The organism is Burkholderia pseudomultivorans, assembly GCF_001718415.1.
Lineage (GTDB): Bacteria > Pseudomonadota > Gammaproteobacteria > Burkholderiales > Burkholderiaceae > Burkholderia > Burkholderia pseudomultivorans_A.
On the sequence record NZ_CP013378.1, the window covers coordinates 3550241 to 3570522 of the forward strand.

Here is a 20282-nt window from a genome sequence, read left to right on the forward strand (position 1 = left end):
CGCTCCCGATCGCCCGCCCATGAGCGCTCACGCCGCCCCCTCGACCGAAGCGCTGTCGCGGCGCGCCGAATTCAAGGCCGCGAAGGCCGACCTGCTCGAACGCTTCCGCGGCGCGACCCAGGTCGCGCCGCTGATGCACGCACTGTCGAAGCTCACCGACGACGCGCTGCGGCGCGTCTGGGACGACTGCGGGCTGCCCGCGACGCTCGCGCTGGTCGCCGTCGGCGGCTACGGGCGCGGCGAACTCGCGCCCTATTCCGACGTCGACATCCTGGTGCTGCTGCCCGACCCGCACGATGAAGCGCTCGACGCGCGCATCGAGCGCTTCATCGGCATGGCGTGGGATCTCGGCCTCGAGATCGGCAGCAGCGTGCGCACGGTCGCGCAGTGCATCGAGGAGGCGTCGCACGACGTCACCGTGCAGACTTCCCTGCTGGAAGCGCGCCGCATCGTCGGCAGCACCGCGCTGTTCGAGCGCTTCACGGTGCGCTACCACGAGGCGCTCGACGCGCGCGCGTTCTTCACCGCGAAGGTGCTCGAGATGCGCCAGCGTCACGCGAAGTTCCAGGACACGCCGTACAGCCTCGAGCCGAACGTGAAGGAAAGCCCGGGCGGGCTGCGCGACCTGCAGACGATCCTGTGGATCGCGCGCGCGGCCGGCTTCGGCAGCAGCTGGCGCGAACTCGACACGCGCGGGCTGATCACCGATCGCGAGGCGCGCGAGCTGCGCCGCAACGAAGGGTTCCTGAAGACGCTGCGCGCGCGGCTGCACGTGATCGCCGGCCGTCGCCAGGACATGCTCGTGTTCGATCTGCAGACGCAGGCGGCCGAGAGCTTCGGCTACACGCCGACGCCGGCCAAGCGCGCGAGCGAGCAGCTGATGCGCCGCTACTACTGGGCGGCGAAGGCCGTCACGCAGCTCGCGACGATCCTGATCCAGAACATCGAGGCGCAGCTGTTCCCGGCCACCAGCGGCATCACGCGCGTGCTGTCGCCCGATCGCTTCGTCGAAAAGCAGGGGATGCTGGAAATCGTCGACGACGGCGTGTTCGAGCGCCATCCCGACGCGATCCTCGAAGCGTTCCTGCTGTACGAGACGACCCGCGGCGTGAAGGGGCTGTCCGCGCGCACGCTGCGCGCGCTGTACAACTCGCGCGAGATCATGAACGACGTGTGGCGGCGCGATCCGCAGAACCGCCACACGTTCATGCAGATCCTGCAGCAGCCCGAAGGCATCACGCATGCGTTCCGGCTGATGAACCAGACGAGCGTGCTGGGCCGCTACCTGCTGAATTTCCGCCGCATCGTCGGCCAGATGCAGCACGACCTGTATCACGTGTACACGGTCGACCAGCACATCCTGATGGTGTTGCGCAACATCCGCCGCTTCGCGGTCGCCGAGCACGCGCACGAGTACCCGTTCTGCAGCCAGCTGATCGGCAACTTCGAGCGCCCGTGGGTGCTGTACGTCGCGGCGCTGTTCCACGACATCGCGAAGGGCCGCGGCGGCGACCACTCGACGCTCGGCATGGCCGATGCGCGGCGCTTCTGCCGCGAACACGGCATTACCGGCGACGACGCGGCGCTGATCGTCTGGCTGGTCCAGCATCACCTGACGATGAGCCAGGTCGCGCAGAAGCAGGACACCAGCGATCCGGAAGTCATCAAGCGCTTCGCCGAGCTCGTCGGCAACGAACGCCGGCTCACCGCGCTCTACCTGCTGACCGTCGCCGACATCCGCGGCACCAGCCCGAAGGTCTGGAACGCATGGAAGGGCAAGCTGCTCGAGGATCTCTACCGCATCACGCTGGCGGTGCTCGGCGGCGCGAACCCCGATGCGCATTCGGAACTGAAGTCGCGGCAGGAGCAGGCGCTCGCGCTGCTGCGCCTCGAGACCGTGCCCGACGACGCGCACCGCGCGCTGTGGGACCAGCTCGACGTCGGCTTCTTCCTGCGCCACGACGCGGCCGACATCGCGTGGCAGACGCGCGTGCTGTACCGCCACGTGAACGCCGAAACCGCGATCGTGCGCGCGCGGCCGTCGCCGGTCGGCGACGCGCTGCAGGTGCTCGTCTACGTGAAGGACCGCCCCGACCTGTTCGCGGGCATCTGCGCGTATTTCGACCGCAACGGGCTGTCGGTGCTCGACGCGCGCGTCAGCACGACGCGGCACGGCTATGCGCTCGACAACTTCATCGTCACGCGCACCGAGCAGGACGTGCGCTACCGCGATATCGCGAACCTCGTCGAGCAGCAGCTCGCGGCGCGCCTGGCCGAGGCCGCGCCGCTTCCGGAGCCGTCCAAGGGCCGCCTGTCGCGGCTGTCGCGGACATTCCCGATCACGCCGCGCGTCGACCTGCGGGCCGACGAGCGCGGCCAGTACTACATCCTGTCCGTGTCCGCCAACGACCGGCCGGGCCTTCTCTATTCGATCGCGCGCGTGCTGGCCGAGCACCGGGTCGGCGTCCATGCGGCGCGGATCAATACGCTCGGCGAACGCGTCGAGGACGTCTTCCTGCTCGACGGTGCCGGCCTGTCCGACAACCGTCTGCAGATCCAGCTCGAAACCGAATTGCTGCGCGCGATCGCAGTCTGAATGAATCCCAGCGTTTATGCGCACCAAATTGACCGTCAAGAATCCGCGGCCGGCGTCGCCGACCCGCGCACCTGTCCGCTCCGGCAGCCTCGTCGCCCGCAAGCCGGTGCGCCCCGCTGCGCCCGCCGCGGCAGACAAGCCGGCCCGTCCGAAGCCGGCGGCCGCCCCGAAGGCAGCCGGCGAGCGCGCGTCCAGGCCGCGCAGCGCCGCGGGCGAAGCGCGTCCGGGCGCGGATCGGGCCACGGCAAAGCGCGCGCCGCGTGACGGCGGCGCGGGACGTGCCGGCGAAGGCCGGCCGTCGCGCAGCGCCGACGGCAAGCCGGCGCCGCGCGGCGAAGCCCGTTCGTACCGCGGTGCGGATGCGAAGCCCGCGGGCGAGCGCACGTTCAACCGTGGCAAGCCCGATGCGGACGGCGGCAAGCGCCCGGCCTATCGCGATACGGCCAGCGGTGAAGGCGCGAAGCGCAGCTTCGGTGAGCGCCGTACATCGTCCGATCGTCCGGCACGCCGCAGTGATGACGACGCCCGGCCGCGCCGCGCCAGCACTGGCGCGGAAGGCGGCAAGCGCGCACCCTACCGCGACTCGGCGGGCAGCGAAGGCGCAAAGCGCAGCTTCGGCGAACGCCGCACGTCGTCCGATCGTCCGGCACGCCGCAGCGATGACGAGGCCCGCCCGCGCCGCGCCACCACCGGCGCGGAAGGCGGCAAGCGCCCGTCCTATCGCGATACGGCCAGCGGTGAAGGCGCGAAGCGCAGCTTCGGCGAGCGCCGCACGTCGTCCGACCGTCCGGCGCGCCGCAGCGACGACGACGCGCGGCCGCGCCGCGCCAGCACCGGCGCGGAAGGCGGCAAGCGCGCACCCTACCGCGACTCGGCGGGCAGCGAAGGCGCGAAGCGCAGCTTCGGCGAGCGCCGCACGTCGTCCGATCGTCCGGCGCGCCGCAGCGACGACGAGGCCCGGCCGCGCCGCGCCAGCACCAGCGCGGAAGGCGGCAAGCGCGCCCCCTACCGCGACACGGCAGGCAGCGAAGGCGCAAAGCGCAGCTTCGGCGAGCGCCCGGCACGCCCGTCGCGCGACAGCACCGAGCGCCGGCCGGGCGCCGGCATCAAGACCGCGCAACCGGTCAAGCGCCGCGCCACCGACGTCGACCATGGCGACGAAACCGGCCTGATGCGCCTGTCGAAGCGCATGTCCGAACTCGGCCTGTGCTCGCGCCGCGAAGCCGACGAATGGATCGAAAAGGGCTGGGTGCTCGTCGACGGCGAACGCATCGACACGCTCGGCACCAAGGTGCGCGCCGACCAGCACATCGAGATCGACGAACGCGCGCAGGCCGCCCAGGCCGCGCAGGTGACGATCCTGCTGCACAAGCCGGTCGGCTACGTGTCGGGCCAGGCCGAGGACGGCTACGAGCCGGCCGCCGTGCTGATCACGCGCGACAACCACTGGAGCGGCGACCGTTCGCCGCTGCGCTTCTCGCCGCAGCACCTGCGCACGCTCGCGCCGGCCGGGCGGCTCGACATCGATTCGACGGGCCTGCTCGTGCTCACGCAGAACGGCCGGATCGCGAAGCAGCTGATCGGCGAACAGTCGGACGTCGACAAGGAATACCTGGTGCGCGTGAAATTCGGCGAGCGCCTGACCGACATCGACCAGCACTTCCCCGCCGAATCGCTCGCGAAACTGCGTCACGGCCTCGAACTCGACGGCGTCGCGCTGAAGCCCGCGATGGTGAGCTGGCAGAACGGCGAACAGCTGCGCTTCGTGCTGCGCGAAGGTCGCAAGCGCCAGATCCGCCGCATGTGCGAACTGGTCGGCCTCGAGGTGATCGGCCTGAAGCGCGTGCGCATGGGCCGCGTGATGCTGGGCGCGCTGCCGCAGGGCCAGTGGCGCTACCTGTCGGCCGACGAGTCGTTCTGACGGCAGCCGGCCCCGCCCGCGCCGAAGCCATCAATGAACAAAGCCCGCGCAAGCGGGCTTTTTCATGCTCAGTCGTCGGCGGCCGGATCGAGCCCCGGGAACAGCACCTCGGTGAAGCCGAAGCGCGTGAAGTCGGTGATCCGCATCGGATACAGCTTGCCGATCAGGTGGTCGTATTCATGCTGCACGACCCGCGCGTGGAAGCCCTCGGCGACGCGGTCGAGCTTCGCGCCGAACTGGTCGAAGCCGCTGTAGCGCACCTTCGCGTAGCGGCTGACCACGCCGCGCATGCCCGGCACCGACAGGCAGCCTTCCCAGCCCTCTTCCATGTCCGGCGGCATGTATTCGAGCTTCGGGTTGATCAGCACGGTTTCCGGCACCGGCGGCGCCTCCGGATAACGGTTGTTGCTGCCGAAGCCGAAGATGATGATCTGCAGCCCGACGCCGATCTGCGGCGCGGCCAGCCCGGCGCCGTTCGCGTGATGCATCGTCTCGAACATGTCCGCGACGATCTCGTGCAGCTCGGGCGTGTCGAACCGCTCGACCGGCCGGGCGACTTCGAGCAGGCGCGGATCGCCCATCTTCAGGATTTCGCGAATCATCGCGCATGACCCTCCAGGAGTTGGTGCAGCCCTTCTTCGTCCAGCACGGGAATACCGAGTTCCTCCGCTTTCGCCAGCTTGCTGCCGGCCTCGGCGCCCGCGACCACGTAATCCGTCTTCTTCGACACCGAACCCGCCACTTTCGCGCCCGCCGCCTCCAGCATCTCCTTCGCCGCGTCGCGCGTGAGGTTGGGCAGTGTGCCGGTCAGCACGACCGTCTTGCCGGCCAGCACGCCCTGCGGCGCCTTCGGCGCGGGCGGCCCTTCCGGCCACGTGACCTTGCCCGGCGCGCGCAGCTGTTCGATCACGGTCCGGTTGTGCTCTTCCGCGAAGAACTGGTGGATCGATTCGGCGACGATCGGCCCGACGTCGTTGACTTCGAGCAGCTCGTCGATCGATGCGTTCATGATCGGGTCGAGCGAACCGAAGTGCTTCGCGAGGTCCTTCGCGGTCGACTCGCCGACATGGCGGATGCCGAGCCCGTAGATGAAGCGCGCGAGCGTCGTGTGCTTCGCCTTCTCGAGCGAATCGAGCAGGTTCTGCGCGGACTTCTCGGCGAACCGGTCGAGCTCGGCGAGCGTCGCGAAGCCGAGATTGAACAGATCGGCCGGCGTGCGCACCAAGTTCAGCTCGACGAGCTGGTCGATGATCTTTTCGCCGAGCCCGTCGATGTCGAGCGCGCGGCGCTGCGCGAAGTGCCACAGCGCCTGCTTGCGCTGCGCCGGGCAGAACAGCCCGCCCGTGCAACGCGCGATCGCCTCGTCGGGCAGGCGCTCGATCTTCGAGCCGCACACCGGGCACTCGGTGGGCATCACGAATTCGGCCGCATCGGCCGGACGCCGGTCGAGCACCGCACCGACCACCTCCGGAATCACGTCGCCCGCGCGCCGCACGATCACCGTGTCGCCGATGCGGATATCCTTGCGGCGGACTTCGTCCTCGTTGTGCAGCGTCGCGTTGGTCACGGTCGCGCCGCCGACGAACACCGGCTCGAGCCGCGCGACCGGCGTGATCGCGCCGGTGCGGCCGACCTGCACGTCGATCGCGACGAGCTTCGTCAGCGCTTCCTGCGCGGGGAACTTGTGCGCGAGCGCGAAACGCGGGGCGCGCGACACGAAGCCGAGCCGATCCTGCTCGTCGCGCCGGTTCACCTTGTAGACGACGCCGTCGATATCGTACGGCAGCCCGTCGCGCTTCTCGCCGACCTTGCGGAAAAAGCCGAGCAGCCCGTCCGCGCCGTGCACGACCGCGCGCTCGCGGTTCACCGGCAGGCCGAGCGTCTCGTACCAGTCGAGCAGCCCGCTGTGCGTGTCGGGCATCGGCATGCCGTCGAGCACGCCGATCCCGTACGCGAAGAACGACAGCGGCCGCTGCGCGGTGATCTTCGGATCGAGCTGGCGCAGGCTGCCGGCCGCCGCGTTGCGCGGGTTCGCGAATTCGCGCTGCTCGGCCGCGCGCTGGCGTTCGTTCAGGCGTGCGAAATCGCGCTTGAACATCAGCACCTCGCCGCGCACGTCGAGCACGGCCGGCACGTCGGCGCCCTTCAGCTTCAGCGGAATCGAACGGATGGTGCGGACATTCTCGGTCACGTCCTCGCCGGTCGTGCCGTCGCCGCGCGTCGACGCCTGCACGAACACGCCGCGCTCGTAGCGCAGCGAGATCGCGAGCCCGTCGAACTTCAGTTCGCACGCGTATTCGACCGGGTCCGTCACCGAGCCAGCCAGGTCGACGGCCTTGCCGAGCGCATCGGCCACACGCTTGTCGAACGCGACGATGTCGTCGTCCGCGAAGCCGTTGTTCAGCGACAGCATCGGCGCATCGTGAACCACCGGCGTGAAACCGCTTGCCACCTCGCCGCCCACGCGCTGCGTCGGCGAATCGGGCGTCACGAATTCGGGATGATCGGCTTCGAGCTGCTGCAGCTCGGCGAACAGCCGGTCGTATTCGGCGTCCGGCAGATCGGGCTGGTCGAGCACGTAGTAGGCGTAGTTCGCCTGCTGAAGTTGGTCGCGCAGCCACGCGGCGCGCGCGTCGGGCTGGCTGGCTGGCGGTTCGGCTGGGGTTCGGGCCATGCTGGCGGCAGATGCTTTCTGAGAAAATCGAATGTCAGATTATCTCAGTTTGGCGCCATGGCGGGGCGCTCAATAGGGACGCATTCGGCCCGCCATCGGCGCCTGCGGGGCTCGCTGCAGTGCCGCATGCGCGGTGCGCCGCAGCAGCGGGCGACGCCGGCCGAAGCCCGCCGCCCGCGCGTTCGCGTTACTGGCTGAAGAGGCGGCGCGTGACCGGCGAACCGGCCGGAATGCCCGCCTGCTCGAGCTTCGCGTACAGCTTCATCAGCTGCTGCTCGATCGCGAGCAGCGTCGACTCCGGCAGCGGCCGGCGCGAGTCGTCGACGACGCGCGCGCCGATCCGCTCGGACAGCGACTTCGCGTAATCGCACATCAGCCGGAACGGCAGGATGTCCTCTTCGGCAACCGGCACGTCGAGCACCAGCGTGATCATGTTGCCGCCCTTGTACGTCAGGTCGTCGCGCAGGAAGTTCGTGTCGCCGAACTGCAGCATGAACACCGGGTTCTGCTTCGCGTCGAGCTTCACGAAGCGCGTGCCGTCGCGCGACAGCAGCAGCCCGTCCTGCGATGCGACGGCCTGCACGTAGTTCGCCGACCACGGCGCGCCGTCCGACATCACGTTGATCGACAGTTGCGCGTCGCACTGCGCCGCGAAGCCGTCGAGCTCGCGCGCCATCGCGACGGTTTCCATCATGTCCGGGAATTCGGGCGCGCCGTCGATCGCGTCGGCGAACTGCTGGACGCCCGTCACGAATTCGGAGAACTCGAGCTCGTTCAGCGCGCCGCTGCGGTTCGCGAGCTGGGCGGCCGCGCGCAGTTCCTCGTAGCGCACGCCGTTTTGCAGCAGTTCCCAGTGGCCGCCTTCCGGCTTGCCCTCGATATGCACCGGCTTGCTGCCCGCGCGGCGCAGCCGCTGCGCGACGGGCAGGATCTTGTCGCCCGGCAGCGGCGCGCCGAGGCGGATCGGCACGATGCAGTCGATGCGGCGATCGACGACGGTCGGCGGCGCCGACGAAATCGTCGTCGCGGCCGGCAGGACCGGCTCGGCACGTTCGGCAGATTCGGACGACGCCGGATGCTCGGCCGCGGCCGCGCCTTCGCCGGCGACGGCCGGCTCGGACGCCTTGGCCGGCTCGGCCGAATGCGTCGACTCGGTGGTCTCGGCCGCGTCGACCGGCACGTCGCTGCCCGTCGCCTCGGCCTGCAGGTCGGCCAGCGTGTCGGCCGGCGCGGCGCCGCCGAACGTCGGCTCGACGCGCGCGGCTTCGACCGGCGCGCTGCCGGCGGCTGCCGGCGCGACGGGCTCGCGCCGCACCGGCTGGCGAACCGGCTCGATGAACGGCAGATCCTCGTCGCGCTCGGGGCGATTCATCGCCTCCGCCGCCTCTTCCGGCATCGGCCGCGGCATCCTGCGCCGCACCTTCGCGCCCTGCCATGCGTTGTAGACCACGACGCCGCCCACCACGACGGCGCCCGCGCCGATCAAACCGAGTGTCAACTCGTCCATGCACGCTCCATCAGCAATTCTTCTGATCGGATCCGCGAACGGGCGCCCATGCGCCGCGCGCCCGCGGTCCGGTTTCGTCAAACGTCAATTCTGGGCAAAACCCGCGGCGGTTTCCATGTCCACCGCGACGATCCGCGACACGCCCTGCTCCTGCATCGTCACGCCGATCAGCTGCTGCGCCATCTCCATCGCGATCTTGTTGTGCGAGATGAACAGGAACTGCGTCTTGTCGGACATCGCGCGCACGAGGTTCGCGAAACGCTCGGTGTTCGCGTCGTCGAGCGGCGCGTCGACCTCGTCGAGCAGACAGAACGGCGCCGGGTTCAGCTGGAACATCGCGAACACCAGCGCAGTGGCCGTCAGCGCCTTCTCGCCGCCCGACAGCAGGTGAATCGTCGCGTTCTTCTTGCCGGGCGGCTGCGCCATCACCTGCACGCCGGCATCGAGAATCTCGTCGCCCGTCATGATCAGCTTCGCCTGGCCGCCGCCGAACAGACGCGGGAACAGGTCGCTGAAATGACGGTTGACCTCGTCGAAGGTTCCCTGCAACAGCGTGCGGGTTTCCTGGTCGATCTTGTGGATCGCGTCCTCGAGCGTCGTGATCGCGTCGGTCAGGTCGGCCGACTGCGCGTCGAGGAACACCTTGCGCTCGCTCGCGGCCTTCAGTTCGTCGAGCGCGGCCATGTTCACCGGGCCGAGCGCGTTGATCGCATTGTTCAGGCGCGTGACCTCGCCCTGCAGGTACGACGGCTTCAGGTCGGGCGTCAGCTTCTCGCGCAGCGCCTCCTCGTCGACCTCGGCCGCCGCGAGCTGCTCGGCGAACTGCTCGACGGACAGGCGCGCGGCCTGTTCCTTCAGCTGCAGCTCGGTGATGCGGTCGCGCAGCGGTTGCAGCGAACGCTCGGCGACCAGGCGCTGCTCGTCCGACGCGCGCAGCTTCGACGTCAGGTCGTCGAGCTCGATGCGCGCGGCCTGCAGCGCCTCTTCCTTCACCGCGCGAATCTCGAGCGCGTCCTGCAGGCCCGTGTGGGCAGTCTGCTCGTTGATCGTCTCGAGTTCGGCGCGCGCGTCTTCCAGGGATGCTGCGACCCGCTCGCTCTGCTCGTGCGCGACCTGGATGCTGCGCTTCAGCTCGTCGATCCGGGTCGCCGCGTTGCGCGCGGCGAAGCGTGCGTCGTTCGCGCCGCGCTCGAGATCCCGCGCCTGCTGGCGCGCCTGCGTCAGCGACTCGTCGAGCGCCTCGAACGCGAGCTGGTTGTCCTCGAAGCGCGCCTGCAATTCGGCGAGCTCGCCGTCGAAGCGCTCGAAATTCGCTTCCGACTCCGCGCGCAGCGCGCGCTGCTCGTCGATCTGCGCGCCGATCTCCTCGAGCTCCTCGCGGATCTGCGTGCTGCGCTGCGTGTAGCGTTCGTGCGCCTGCGCGAGCTTCAGCACCTCCATCTGCAGCGCATGCACGCGCTGCGTCGCGCGTTCGGCCTGCGCGCGCACGTCGCCGAGCGCCTGCGTGGCCTGCGTATGCGCGGCTTCCGCGCGCACTGCCGCGGTGCGCGCCTCGTCGGCGAGCAGCGCCTGCGCACGCACCTGGCGCGTCAGGTTCTCGATTTCCTGCTGGCGGGCCAGCATCCCGGCCTGCTCCGAGTCGGCCGCGTACAGCTGCACGCCGACGCGCGTGACGATGTGGCCGGCCTTCACGACGAACGCGCCGCCCGCCGGCAGCTGCGTACGCGTCGCGAGCGCCTGCGCGACGTCGTCGGCGACGTACACGTTGCCGAGCCAGTCGTTCAGCACCGCGCGGATGCCCGCATCGTCGATGCGCACCAGCGACAGCACCGGGCGCAGCCCGGGCACGGCCGCGGGCGGCTCGCCGGCGGCCGGCGGCGCGTAGAACGCGAGCTTCGCGGGCGGCGCATCGGTCGCGAACGCCTTCACCCAGTCGAGATTCGACACTTCGAGCGCGGCAAGGCGCTCGCGCAGCACCGCTTCGAGCGCCGCTTCCCAGCCCGGCTCGACATGCAGCTTCTTCCACAGACGCGGCAGCGCGCCAAGCTCGTGCTTGTCGAGCCACGGCTGCACCTTGCCTTCCGTCTGAACGTTTTCCTGCAGCTGCTTCAGCGCGGCGAGGCGCGCCTCGAGCTGGTGGATCTGCGCGCTTTCGGCCTGCACGCGCTCCTGCGCGGCGCGGCGCTCGCCGTCGAGGCGCGGCACCGTCTCCTGCGCGTCGGCGAGGCGCGCCTGCGCCTCGGCCAGGATTTCCTCCTGCTCGGCGAGCTGCATGCGCAGTTCCTCGAGCTGCGCCTCGTCCGGCGCGTCGAGCCCGCCCGCCTCGGCCTTCAGCCGTTCGTGACGCTGCTGCAGCTGCTGCAGCTGCTGATCGGCGTTGCGCTGGTGCGCGGCCTCGAGCTTCAGCGACTGTTCGGTCTGCGCGATCCGCGCGCGCTCGTCGTTGAGCTGCGCCTGCGCGTCGCGCCACTGCGCCTCGAGCGCCGGCAGCGCGTCGTGCTTGGCCGCGGCGTCGTCCTCGGCGAGCGCGGCCTTCTCGTCGGCCATCGCGCGCGCCTCTTCGGCTGCCTCGAGTTCGTCCTGCGACTTCTCGGCCTGCGCGCGCCACTGCTCGCGCTGCGCGTTCAGCGCGGCGATCTGCGCCTGCACGCGGTTGCGCGACTCGACGATGAACTTGATCTCCGCCTCGAGGCGGCTGACTTCGGCGTTCGCCTCGTACAGCGCGCCCTGCGCGCCCTGCATCGCGTCGCTCGCCGCGTAGTGCGCGACGCGCAGCGTCTCGAGCTGCGACTCGACTTCGCGCAGCTTCGCGGTCTGCGCCTCGAGGTCGATCTGCGCCTGCTCGATCGCGCGCTGCTGCTTCTGCTGCTCGCCGGCGGCCTCGTTCTTGCGCAGCAGCCACAGCAGGCGCTGCTTCTCCTCGCCGTCGGCGACGAGTTCCTTGTACTTGGTCGCGACGACCGCCTGCGCCTCGAGCTTCTCGAGGTTCGCGCCGAGCTCGCGGATGATGTCCTCGACGCGCGTCAGGTTCTCGCGCGTGTCGTGCAGGCGGTTCTCGGTCTCGCGGCGGCGCTCCTTGTACTTCGACACGCCCGCGGCTTCCTCGAGGAACACGCGCAGCTCCTCGGGCTTCGCCTCGATGATCCGCGCGATCATGCCCTGCCCGATGATCGCGTACGCGCGCGGGCCAAGGCCGGTGCCGAGGAAGATGTCCTGGATGTCGCGGCGGCGCGCCGGCAGGTTGTTGATGTAGTAGCTCGACGTGCCGTCGCGCGTCAGCACGCGCTTCACGGCGATCTCGCCATACTGGCCCCACTGCCCGGCCGCGCGGCCGTCGGAGTTGTCGAAGATCAGCTCGACGCTCGCCCGGCTGCCGGGCTTGCGGGCGGTCGAGCCGTTGAAGATCACGTCCTGCATCGACTCGCCGCGCAGCTCGGAGGCGCGCGATTCGCCGAGCACCCAGCGCACGGCGTCGATGATGTTGGACTTGCCGCATCCGTTCGGGCCGACCACGCCGACAAGCTGGCCCGGAACCTGGAAATGCGTGGGATCGACGAAGGATTTGAAGCCAGCGAGTTTGATCGAGCTCAGACGCACGGCGGTATCGGATGTGAAGAAGAGGTGAAACGAACAGCGGCGCGCGACGCCGGACCAGACGGCCCGTTCGCGCCGCGCGCCTCCGGAATTCAAAAACGGGGCCGCGCACTGAAGCGTTGGGCCCCGCAAACGGCTTCAATCATACCATCGCGCGTGCGCCGTCCTGACCGTCGCCGGGTTTGCCCTGCGCGGGCGCCGAGCGGTGGACCCGGCTCGACAGCAGCGTCGCGAGCACGATGCACGCACCGCCCGCCCACTCGCGCGCGCTCGGCAGCTCGTGCGCGAACACCCAGGCCGACAGCGCGGTGATCACGATCTCGAACAGCATGATGATCGACGCGCGGTTGGCCGGCACGCGCGCGAGCCCGTACTGCACCAGCAGGTTGTTCGACGCCATCGTCACGCCGATCGCGACGACGATCAGCGCCGCGACGCCGAGCTGGCCGCCCGCCGGCATGGCCGGCAGCCCTTCGAACAGCGACGCGACCGCGCCGAACACGGCCGCGCCGCCGAACAGCGTCGCGGTGCGCATCTCGGCGCGCATCTCCGGCAGCTCGCGGCTCGCCTTGATCACCAGCACGTTGCTCATCGCGAAACTCAGCCCGGCGGCCAGCCCCGCCCATTCGGCCAGATCGGCCGGCAGCGGCATGCCGAGCTGCGGCGACCACAGCATCAGCATCGCGCCGCCGATCGACAGCGCCGCGAGCCCGGCGCCGGCCCAGGTCAGCCGCTCGCGCAGCAGGAAGTGCGCATAGATCGCGGTCCACGCGGGCGTCAGGTAGAACAGCAGCATCACGCGCAGCACCTCGCCGTGGATCGTGCCCCAGACGAAGCCGAGGTTCGTCACGCCGGCCGTCACGGCGATCCCGGGCAGCACCCAGTGCCAGCGCAGCGTCGCGATGGTGCGGTGCCGCGCGACGATCACGAACAGGAACGCGACGACGCTCGTCAGCGCGCTCGCCAGCGTGCCCGTCACGCCGAGCGACGCGAGGATCCGCAGCGGATACCAGATCAGGCCCCATACCGAGGCGCCGATCAGGATCGCCAGTGTCGGCAGGCTGCCGCGTACCGCGTTATTCATTTGCTTCGATACCCTTTATTCGTCCGGCCGGCCGCCGTTCCGGCAGGCCGTGTCCGCAGTTCGTCACGTTATAATCGTCGGCTGCGACTCGCGCGCCGCCGGCGCCGTTCGCAGCCGCGCGGCGCGCCGCCGCTCCTTTCGCTCCAACCGGCCGCGATGGCCGCTTCGCCCGTGAACCCTCGACTCGACTCGCTCCAGCCCTATCCCTTCGAAAAGCTGCGCGCCCTGTTCAAGGACGTGACACCCCAGGCCGGCCTGAAACCGATCAGCTTCGGCATCGGCGAGCCCAAGCACCCGACCCCGGCGCTGATCCGCGACGCGGTGGTGGCCGCGCTCGACGGCCTCGCCGCCTATCCGGCCACGGCCGGCTCGGACGCGCTGCGCACCTCGATCGCGCGCTGGCTCGAACGCCGCTACGGGCTGCCGTCGATCGACGCGGCCACGCAGGTGCTGCCGGTGTCGGGGTCGCGCGAGGCGCTGTTCTCGCTCGCGCAGACGGTGATCGACGCGCGTCCGGCCGAAAGCGGCAAGAAAGCGATCGTACTCTGTCCGAATCCGTTCTATCAAATTTACGAAGGCGCGGCGCTGCTGGCCGGCGCCGAGCCCTATTTCGCGAACAGCGATCCGGCCCGCAACTTCGCGTGCGACTACGCGGCCGTGCCCGACGAGGTCTGGGCGCGCACCCAGCTGCTGTACGTGTGCTCGCCGGGCAACCCGACCGGCGCGGTGCTGACGCTCGACGACTGGCGCGAGCTGTTCGCGCTGTCGGATCGCCACGGCTTCGTGATCGCGTCCGACGAATGCTATTCGGAAATCTACTTCGACGAAGCCGCGCCGCCGCTCGGCGGCCTCGAGGCCGCGCACCGCCTCGGCCGCGGCTTCGAGCGTCTGGTGATGCTGTCGAGCCTGTCGAAGCGCTCGAACGTGCCCGGCATGCGCTCGGGCTTCGTCGCCGGCGACGCGGCGTTGCTGAAGCAATTCCTGCTGTACCGCACGTACCACGGCGCGGCGCTGTCGCCCGTGTGGCAGCACGCGAGCATCGCCGCGTGGAACGACGAGGCGCACGTGCGCGAGAACCGCGCGCTGTACCTGCAGAAGTTCAGCACCGTGACGCCGATGCTCGCCGAGGTGATCGACGTGAAGCTGCCGGACGCCGCGTTCTACCTGTGGGCGAACGTCGCGCGCACCGGCCTGTCGGACACCGAGTTCGCCCGCCGCCTGTACGACGACTATAATGTGACGGTTCTGCCCGGCTCGTACCTGGCGCGCGACGCGCACGGCACGAATCCGGGCCGCGATTTCATCCGGATCGCGCTCGTCGCGGGCACCCCCGAATGCGTCGAGGGCGCGCAACGCATCGTCGATTTCTGCCGCGGTCTCGCGCGTTAATCGTCCTTCCCGATCAATTCCATCCATCTCCTGCGAAAACGAACATGTCGCAACAACTTCAGCAAATCATCGATACCGCCTGGGAAAACCGCGCCGAGCTGTCGCCGAAGGCCGCGCCCGCCGAAGTCCGCGAAGCCGTCGCTCACGCGATCGAGCAACTCGACAAAGGTGCGCTGCGCGTCGCCGAGAAGATCGACGGCAACTGGACCGTGCACCAGTGGCTGAAGAAAGCCGTGCTGCTGTCGTTCCGCCTGGAGGACAACGCGCCGATGCCGGCCGGCGGCTACTCGCAGTTCTACGACAAGGTGCCGTCGAAATTCGCGAACTACACGGCCGAAGACTTCGCCGCGGGCGGCTTCCGCGTCGTGCCGCCGGCGATCGCGCGCCGCGGCTCGTTCATCGCGAAGAACGTCGTGCTGATGCCGTCGTACACGAATATCGGCGCCTACGTCGACGAAGGCACGATGGTCGACACGTGGGCCACTGTCGGCTCGTGCGCGCAGATCGGCAAGAACGTGCACCTGTCGGGCGGCGTCGGCATCGGCGGCGTGCTCGAGCCGCTGCAGGCAAACCCGGTCATCATCGAGGACAACTGCTTCATCGGCGCGCGCTCGGAAGTCGTCGAAGGCGTGATCGTCGAGGAGAACTCGGTGATCTCGATGGGCGTGTACCTCGGCCAGAGCACCAAGATCTACGATCGCGAAACCGGCGAAGTCAGCTACGGCCGCATCCCGGCCGGCTCGGTCGTGGTCGCGGGCAACCTGCCGTCGAAGGACGGCTCGCACAGCCTGTACTGCGCGGTGATCGTCAAGAAGGTCGACGCGAAGACGCGTGCGAAGGTCGGCCTGAACGAGCTGCTGCGAGGCGACTGATGGCCAAGCCGCGCACCGTGGTCGTCTACGGCATTCCGAACTGCGACACCGTGAAGAAAGCCCGTGTGTGGCTCGACGATCACGGCGTCGAGTTCGAGTTCCACGATTTCAAGAAGGCCGGCGTCAGCGCGCCGCTGATCGAGGACTGGCTGAAGGACGTCTCGCTCGACGCGCTCGTCAACAAGCGCGGCACCACGTGGCGCGGCCTCGACGACGCCATGAAGGCCGCCGCGGAAACGCAGGCCGGCGCGGTCGCGCTGATGATCCACAAGCCGTCGGTCATCAAGCGCCCCGTGCTCGTCGTCAACGGTCGCGTGAAATCGCTCGGCTTCGCGGCCGACCAGTACGCGGCGCTGTTCGCCGCGTAGCGGCGCCCGCGCTGCGCGGCATCGGTTCGCGCAGCGCCCGACGTCCCATCGCTGCCGGCCACCGCGCCGGCATTTTTTATCGAAAGTGGTCCGAACCATGTCCGCCACCCTAGCCCTTACCGAACAACTGATCGCCCGCGCGTCCGTGACGCCGGACGACCAGCATTGCCAGCAGATCATGACCGAGCGCCTCGCCGCGCTCGGTTTCGCATGCGAGACCATCGCGTCGCACGGCGTGACCAACCTGTGGGCCGTCAAGCGCGGCGCCGACGGCCGCGACGGCAAGCTGCTCGCGTTCGCGGGCCACACCGACGTCGTGCCGACCGGCCCGCTCGAGCAGTGGACCTCGCCGCCGTTCATCCCCGCGCATCGCGACGGCAAGCTGTACGGCCGCGGCGCGGCCGACATGAAGACCTCGCTCGCGGCGTTCGTCGTTGCCGCCGAGGAATTCGTCGCCGCGCATCCCGGCCACCGCGGCGCGATCGCGTTCCTGATCACGAGCGACGAGGAAGGCCCGGCCACCGACGGCACCGTGAAGGTCGTCGAACTGCTCGAAGCGCGCGGCGAACGCGTCGACTACTGCATCGTCGGCGAGCCGACCTCGACCGCCGAGCTCGGCGACGTCGTCAAGAACGGCCGCCGCGGCTCGATGTCGGGCGAGCTGATCGTCAAGGGCGTGCAGGGCCACATCGCCTATCCGCATCTCGCGAAGAACCCGATCCACCTGCTCGCGCCGGCGCTCGCCGAGCTCGCCGCCGAACGGTGGGACGAAGGCAACGAATACTTCCCGCCGACCACCTGGCAGGTGTCGAACCTGCACGCGGGCACCGGCGCGACCAACGTGATTCCCGGCCACGCCGAGCTGCTGTTCAACTTCCGCTTCTCGACGGCCAGCACGGTCGAAGGCCTGCAGGCGCGCGTGCACGCGATCCTCGACAAGCACGGCCTCGACTACACGCTGAAGTGGTCGGTAAGCGGCCTGCCGTTCCTGACGCCGCGCGGCGAGCTGTCGAACGCGCTGTCGAACGCGATCCACGCCGAGACGGGCCTCACGACCGAGCTGTCGACGACGGGCGGCACGTCGGACGGCCGCTTCATCGCGCGCATCTGCCCGCAGGTGATCGAGTTCGGGCCGCCGAACGGCAGCATCCACAAGATCGACGAGCACATCGAGCTGCGCTTCATCGACCCGCTGAAGAACGTGTATCGCCGCGTGCTTGAACAACTGATCGCCTGACGGAGCCTCGCATGACGACACCTTTTGCAACCGTTCGCGACCTGCTGCGCTACGCGGTCACGCGCTTCTCGAAGGCGAAGCTCGCATTCGGCCACGGCTCGGACAACGCGTACGACGAAGCGGCCTACCTGGTCCTGCGCACGCTCGACCTGCCGCTCGACACGCTCGAGCCGTTCCTCGACGCGCGGCTGCTGCCCGACGAGATCGAGGCCGTGCTCGCCGTGATCGAACGCCGCGCGACCGAGCGCGTGCCGGCCGCCTACCTCACGCACGAAGCGTGGATGCACGGCCACCGGTTCTACGTCGACGAGCGCGTGATCGTGCCGCGCTCGTTCATCGGCGAGCTGCTCGACGACGGGCTGCAGCCGTACGTCGCCGATCCCGAGCAGGTCGGCGCGGTGCTCGAGCTGTGCACGGGCTCCGGCTGCCTCGCGATCCTCGCGGCGAGCGCGTTCCCGAACGCCGAGATCGATGCGGTCGACCTGTCCGACAAGGCGCTCGAAGTCGCCGCGATCAACGTGCAGGACTACGGCCTCGGCGATCGCATCACGCTGCACCGCGGCGATCTTTACGCGCCGCTGCCCGCGTTCCGCGCCGAACCCGACACGCGCTACGACGTGATCCTGACCAACCCGCCGTACGTGAACGCCGCGTCGATGGCCGCGCTGCCGCCCGAATACCGCCACGAGCCCGAGATGGCGCTGGCCGGCGGCGACGACGGGATGGACATCGTGCGTCGCATCGTCGCCGACGCACACCGCTGGCTGCACGACGACGGCGTGCTCGTCGTCGAGATCGGCAACGAGCGCGAGCACGTCGAAGCCGCGTTCGGCGGCCTCGAGCTGACGTGGCTGCCCACCAGCGCGGGCGAAGACAGCGTGTTCCTGATCCAGGCATCGGACCTGCCGCGCAAGGCCTGACGGGCACCGTTGCGTGCGGCGCAGCACACCGCTGCGCCGCACGGTTGGGTAAGATGCGCGTAAGCGGCGGCCGCGCCGCATGACTTCAGGAGTCCGTCACGCGCCTATGACCCTCGACTGGCTACACCTCGGCACGCTGATCCTGGCCATCCACGTGCTCGGGATCATCGCGGCATTCCACGCGATCCTGAACACGCGCACCTCGCAAGGCGCGATCGCATGGGCGGTCTCACTCGCCGCGATGCCGTACCTGACGCTCATCCCCTACCTGTTCCTCGGCCGCAGCAAGTTCTCCGGCTACGTCGACGCACGCCGCCACGAGACGGAAGCGTTGCGCACGCATACGCAGCGCACGCCGTGGCTCGATGCGGACGCAACCGACGGTCCGGCCGGCGACGCGCTCGGCCGATCGGCGGTGCTTGCGCTCACGCGGCTCGGCGGCATGCCGTTCGTCGGCGGCAACGCGGTGCGCACGCTCGTCAACGGCGACGCGACGTTCTCGGCGATCCTGTCGGCGATCGACGCCGCGCGCGCCTACGTGATCATCCAGTTCTTCATCGTGCGCGACGACGCGCTCGGCCAGATGCTGCGCGACGCGCTGCTCGCGCGCGCGGCGGCCGGCGTGCGCTGCTATCTGCTGTACGACAGCATCGGCAGCTTCGATCTGCCGCACAGCTACGTCGACACGCTGCGCCGGGGCGGCGTGGAAGTCCATCCGTTCGCGACCAATCGCAAGTTCGTCAACCGCTTCCAGCTCAATTTCCGCAATCACCGCAAGATCGTCGTCGTCGACGGCAACCGCGCGTTCGTCGGCGGACACAACGTCGGCGTCGAGTATCTCGGCGCGAATCCGCGCCTGTCGCCGTGGCGCGACACCCATATCGAGATACGCGGCCCGGTCGTCGCGAGCATCCAGTACGTGTTCGCGGAAGACTGGCACTGGGCGACCCAGAACCTGCCGCCGCTCGCCCCGCCGCCGGCCGCGCTGCCCGGCGACGGCATGCACTGCCTCGCGGTGCCGATGGGGCCCGCCGACAAGCAGGAGACCGGCTCGCTGTTCTTCGTCGAGGCGATCCATGCGGCGCGCGAGCGGATATGGATCACCACGCCGTACCTGGTGCCGGACGAGGCCGTGGTCGCGGCGCTGAAGCTCGCGGTGATGCGCGGCGTCGACGTGCGCATCCTGATCCCGAGCCGGCGCGATCACTATGTCGTGTTCGAGGCGTCCAAGCTCTATGCGCGCGACCTCGTCGAGGCCGGCGTCAAGGTGTTCCGCTACCGGCCGGGCTTCCTGCACCAGAAGGTCGTGCTGGTCGACCGCATCGCGGCCGCGATCGGCAGCGCGAACCTCGACAACCGCTCGTTCCGGCTCAATTTCGAGATCATGGTGCTGACCATCGACCGCGCGTTTGCCGACGAAGTCGAAGCGATGCTCGACGCCGACTTCGCGCAGGCGTACGAGGTCGACACGAACGAATACCGGCACTCGCCTGCGTGGCGCCGGATCGCGATGCACGTCGCGCGGTTGTTCGCACCGATTCTGTAGCGGCGGGCCGGCCGTGCGGGGGCGGCGGCCCCGCCGTCACAGCAGCTTTTCGATATCCGCGGCGATCTCCTCGGGCTTGGTCGACGGCGCATAGCGCTTGACGATGCGCCCTTCGCGGTCGATCAGGAACTTCGTGAAATTCCACTTGATCGCCTTCAGGCCGAGGATGCCGGGCGCCTCGTCGGTCAGGTAGCGGTACAGCGGGTGTGCGTGCTCGCCCTTCACGTCGATCTTCGCGAACATCGGGAACGTGACGCCGTAATTGCGCTCGCAGAACGCGCCGATCTGTGCGGCGTCGCCGGGTTCCTGCTTGCCGAACTGGTTGCACGGAAAGCCGAGCACGAAGAAGCCGCGCGTCGCGTACTGGTCGTACAGTTTCTGCAGCCCCGCGTACTGCGGCGTGAAACCGCACTCGCTCGCGGTATTGACGATCAGCAGCACCTTGCCGCGATACGCATCGAGCGACGCCGGCGCACCGGCAAGCGTCTGCGCGCTGAACGAATACAGGGTGGACATCGGATACTCCTTTTTCGAAACCGGATCGACGTGGAGTCTAGGCGAAATCGCGCCGGTG

At 69.3% G+C, this 20282-nt stretch carries 14 protein-coding genes; 8 read left to right on the forward strand and 6 right to left on the reverse strand.

Annotation, left to right across the window (positions count from 1 at the left end):
• Positions 1-19: 19 nt before the first annotated feature.
• On the forward strand, positions 20-2596 hold the full coding sequence (locus WS57_RS28725) for a [protein-PII] uridylyltransferase (protein WP_009691803.1): 2577 nt from the start codon (positions 20-22) through the stop codon (positions 2594-2596).
• A gap of 16 nt (positions 2597-2612) precedes the next feature.
• The gene (locus tag WS57_RS36365) at positions 2613-4517 is read left to right on the forward strand and encodes a pseudouridine synthase (RefSeq protein WP_081337676.1); all 1905 of its coding nucleotides are present in this window, start codon (positions 2613-2615) and stop codon (positions 4515-4517) included.
• Between the two features lie 68 nt (positions 4518-4585).
• On the opposite strand, the gene def is transcribed toward WS57_RS36365, so the two are convergent.
• From def to WS57_RS28755, 5 genes are all read right to left on the reverse strand, one after another.
• On the reverse strand, positions 4586-5119 hold the full coding sequence (def, locus tag WS57_RS28735; RefSeq protein WP_009687504.1) for a peptide deformylase: 534 nt from the start codon (positions 5117-5119) through the stop codon (positions 4586-4588).
• On the reverse strand, positions 5116-7191 hold the full coding sequence (gene ligA, locus WS57_RS28740; RefSeq protein ID WP_059512853.1) for an NAD-dependent DNA ligase LigA: 2076 nt from the start codon (positions 7189-7191) through the stop codon (positions 5116-5118). The genes def and ligA overlap by 4 nt, the downstream gene beginning before the upstream one ends.
• Before the next feature lie 187 nt (positions 7192-7378).
• Positions 7379-8698, reverse strand: coding sequence for a cell division protein ZipA C-terminal FtsZ-binding domain-containing protein (locus tag WS57_RS28745; protein ID WP_069245183.1), 1320 nt, complete (start codon positions 8696-8698; stop codon positions 7379-7381).
• Between the two features lie 84 nt (positions 8699-8782).
• Positions 8783-12295, reverse strand: a complete 3513-nt coding sequence (gene smc, locus WS57_RS28750; RefSeq protein WP_069245499.1) for a chromosome segregation protein SMC — start codon at positions 12293-12295, stop codon at positions 8783-8785.
• 139 nt (positions 12296-12434) lie between these two features.
• Positions 12435-13376 carry a DMT family transporter gene (locus WS57_RS28755; protein ID WP_009695697.1) on the reverse strand — a complete coding sequence of 314 codons (942 nt, stop codon included), beginning with the start codon at positions 13374-13376 and terminating at the stop codon, positions 12435-12437.
• Positions 13377-13532: 156 nt separating this feature from the next.
• On the opposite strand from WS57_RS28755, the gene dapC reads away from it, so the two are divergent.
• The 6 genes from dapC to cls all read left to right on the forward strand — a co-directional run bounded on the left by dapC (position 13533) and on the right by cls (position 19708).
• Positions 13533-14765 carry a succinyldiaminopimelate transaminase gene (gene dapC / locus WS57_RS28760; protein ID WP_069245184.1) on the forward strand — a complete coding sequence of 411 codons (1233 nt, stop codon included), beginning with the start codon at positions 13533-13535 and terminating at the stop codon, positions 14763-14765.
• Positions 14766-14809: 44 nt separating this feature from the next.
• A complete protein-coding gene (gene dapD / locus WS57_RS28765) occupies positions 14810-15637 on the forward strand; it encodes a 2,3,4,5-tetrahydropyridine-2,6-dicarboxylate N-succinyltransferase (RefSeq protein WP_009695700.1) in 828 nt (275 codons plus the stop codon).
• Positions 15637-16005 (forward strand): ArsC family reductase, encoded by a 369-nt coding sequence (locus WS57_RS28770; RefSeq protein WP_009695701.1) that lies wholly within the window; start codon positions 15637-15639, stop codon positions 16003-16005. Before dapD ends, WS57_RS28770 begins: the two co-directional genes overlap by 1 nt.
• Positions 16006-16102: 97 nt before the next feature.
• On the forward strand, positions 16103-17242 hold the full coding sequence (gene dapE / locus WS57_RS28775) for a succinyl-diaminopimelate desuccinylase (protein ID WP_009695702.1): 1140 nt from the start codon (positions 16103-16105) through the stop codon (positions 17240-17242).
• A gap of 11 nt (positions 17243-17253) precedes the next feature.
• Complete coding sequence (gene prmB / locus WS57_RS28780) at positions 17254-18162, forward strand: 50S ribosomal protein L3 N(5)-glutamine methyltransferase (protein ID WP_009695703.1); 909 nt, start codon at positions 17254-17256, stop codon at positions 18160-18162.
• 106 nt (positions 18163-18268) lie between these two features.
• A complete protein-coding gene (gene cls, locus WS57_RS28785; RefSeq protein WP_009695704.1) occupies positions 18269-19708 on the forward strand; it encodes a cardiolipin synthase in 1440 nt (479 codons plus the stop codon).
• A gap of 36 nt (positions 19709-19744) precedes the next feature.
• On the opposite strand, the gene WS57_RS28790 is transcribed toward cls, so the two are convergent.
• Entirely contained in the window at positions 19745-20224 is a 480-nt protein-coding gene (locus WS57_RS28790; protein WP_009695705.1) for a glutathione peroxidase, read from the reverse strand.
• Between the last annotated feature and the right edge of the window lie 58 nt (positions 20225-20282).

What these genes read in the sequence shown, in the direction of transcription:
- WS57_RS36365 (WP_081337676.1), top strand. Translation starts at nt 2,613, where the DNA reads ATGCGCACCAAATTGACCGTCAAGAATCCGCGGCCGGCGTCGCCGACC.
- dapD (WP_009695700.1), top strand. Translation starts at nt 14,810, where the DNA reads ATGTCGCAACAACTTCAGCAAATCATCGATACCGCCTGGGAAAACCGC.
- prmB (WP_009695703.1), top strand. Translation starts at nt 17,254, where the DNA reads ATGACGACACCTTTTGCAACCGTTCGCGACCTGCTGCGCTACGCGGTC.
- cls (WP_009695704.1), top strand. Translation starts at nt 18,269, where the DNA reads ATGACCCTCGACTGGCTACACCTCGGCACGCTGATCCTGGCCATCCAC.
- WS57_RS28755 (WP_009695697.1), bottom strand. Translation starts at nt 13,376, where the DNA reads ATGAATAACGCGGTACGCGGCAGCCTGCCGACACTGGCGATCCTGATC.
- dapE (WP_009695702.1), top strand. Translation starts at nt 16,103, where the DNA reads ATGTCCGCCACCCTAGCCCTTACCGAACAACTGATCGCCCGCGCGTCC.
- dapC (WP_069245184.1), top strand. Translation starts at nt 13,533, where the DNA reads ATGGCCGCTTCGCCCGTGAACCCTCGACTCGACTCGCTCCAGCCCTAT.
- WS57_RS28745 (WP_069245183.1), bottom strand. Translation starts at nt 8,698, where the DNA reads ATGGACGAGTTGACACTCGGTTTGATCGGCGCGGGCGCCGTCGTGGTG.
- WS57_RS28790 (WP_009695705.1), bottom strand. Translation starts at nt 20,224, where the DNA reads ATGTCCACCCTGTATTCGTTCAGCGCGCAGACGCTTGCCGGTGCGCCG.
- ligA (WP_059512853.1), bottom strand. Translation starts at nt 7,191, where the DNA reads ATGGCCCGAACCCCAGCCGAACCGCCAGCCAGCCAGCCCGACGCGCGC.
- WS57_RS28725 (WP_009691803.1), top strand. Translation starts at nt 20, where the DNA reads ATGAGCGCTCACGCCGCCCCCTCGACCGAAGCGCTGTCGCGGCGCGCC.
- WS57_RS28770 (WP_009695701.1), top strand. Translation starts at nt 15,637, where the DNA reads ATGGCCAAGCCGCGCACCGTGGTCGTCTACGGCATTCCGAACTGCGAC.
- def (WP_009687504.1), bottom strand. Translation starts at nt 5,119, where the DNA reads ATGATTCGCGAAATCCTGAAGATGGGCGATCCGCGCCTGCTCGAAGTC.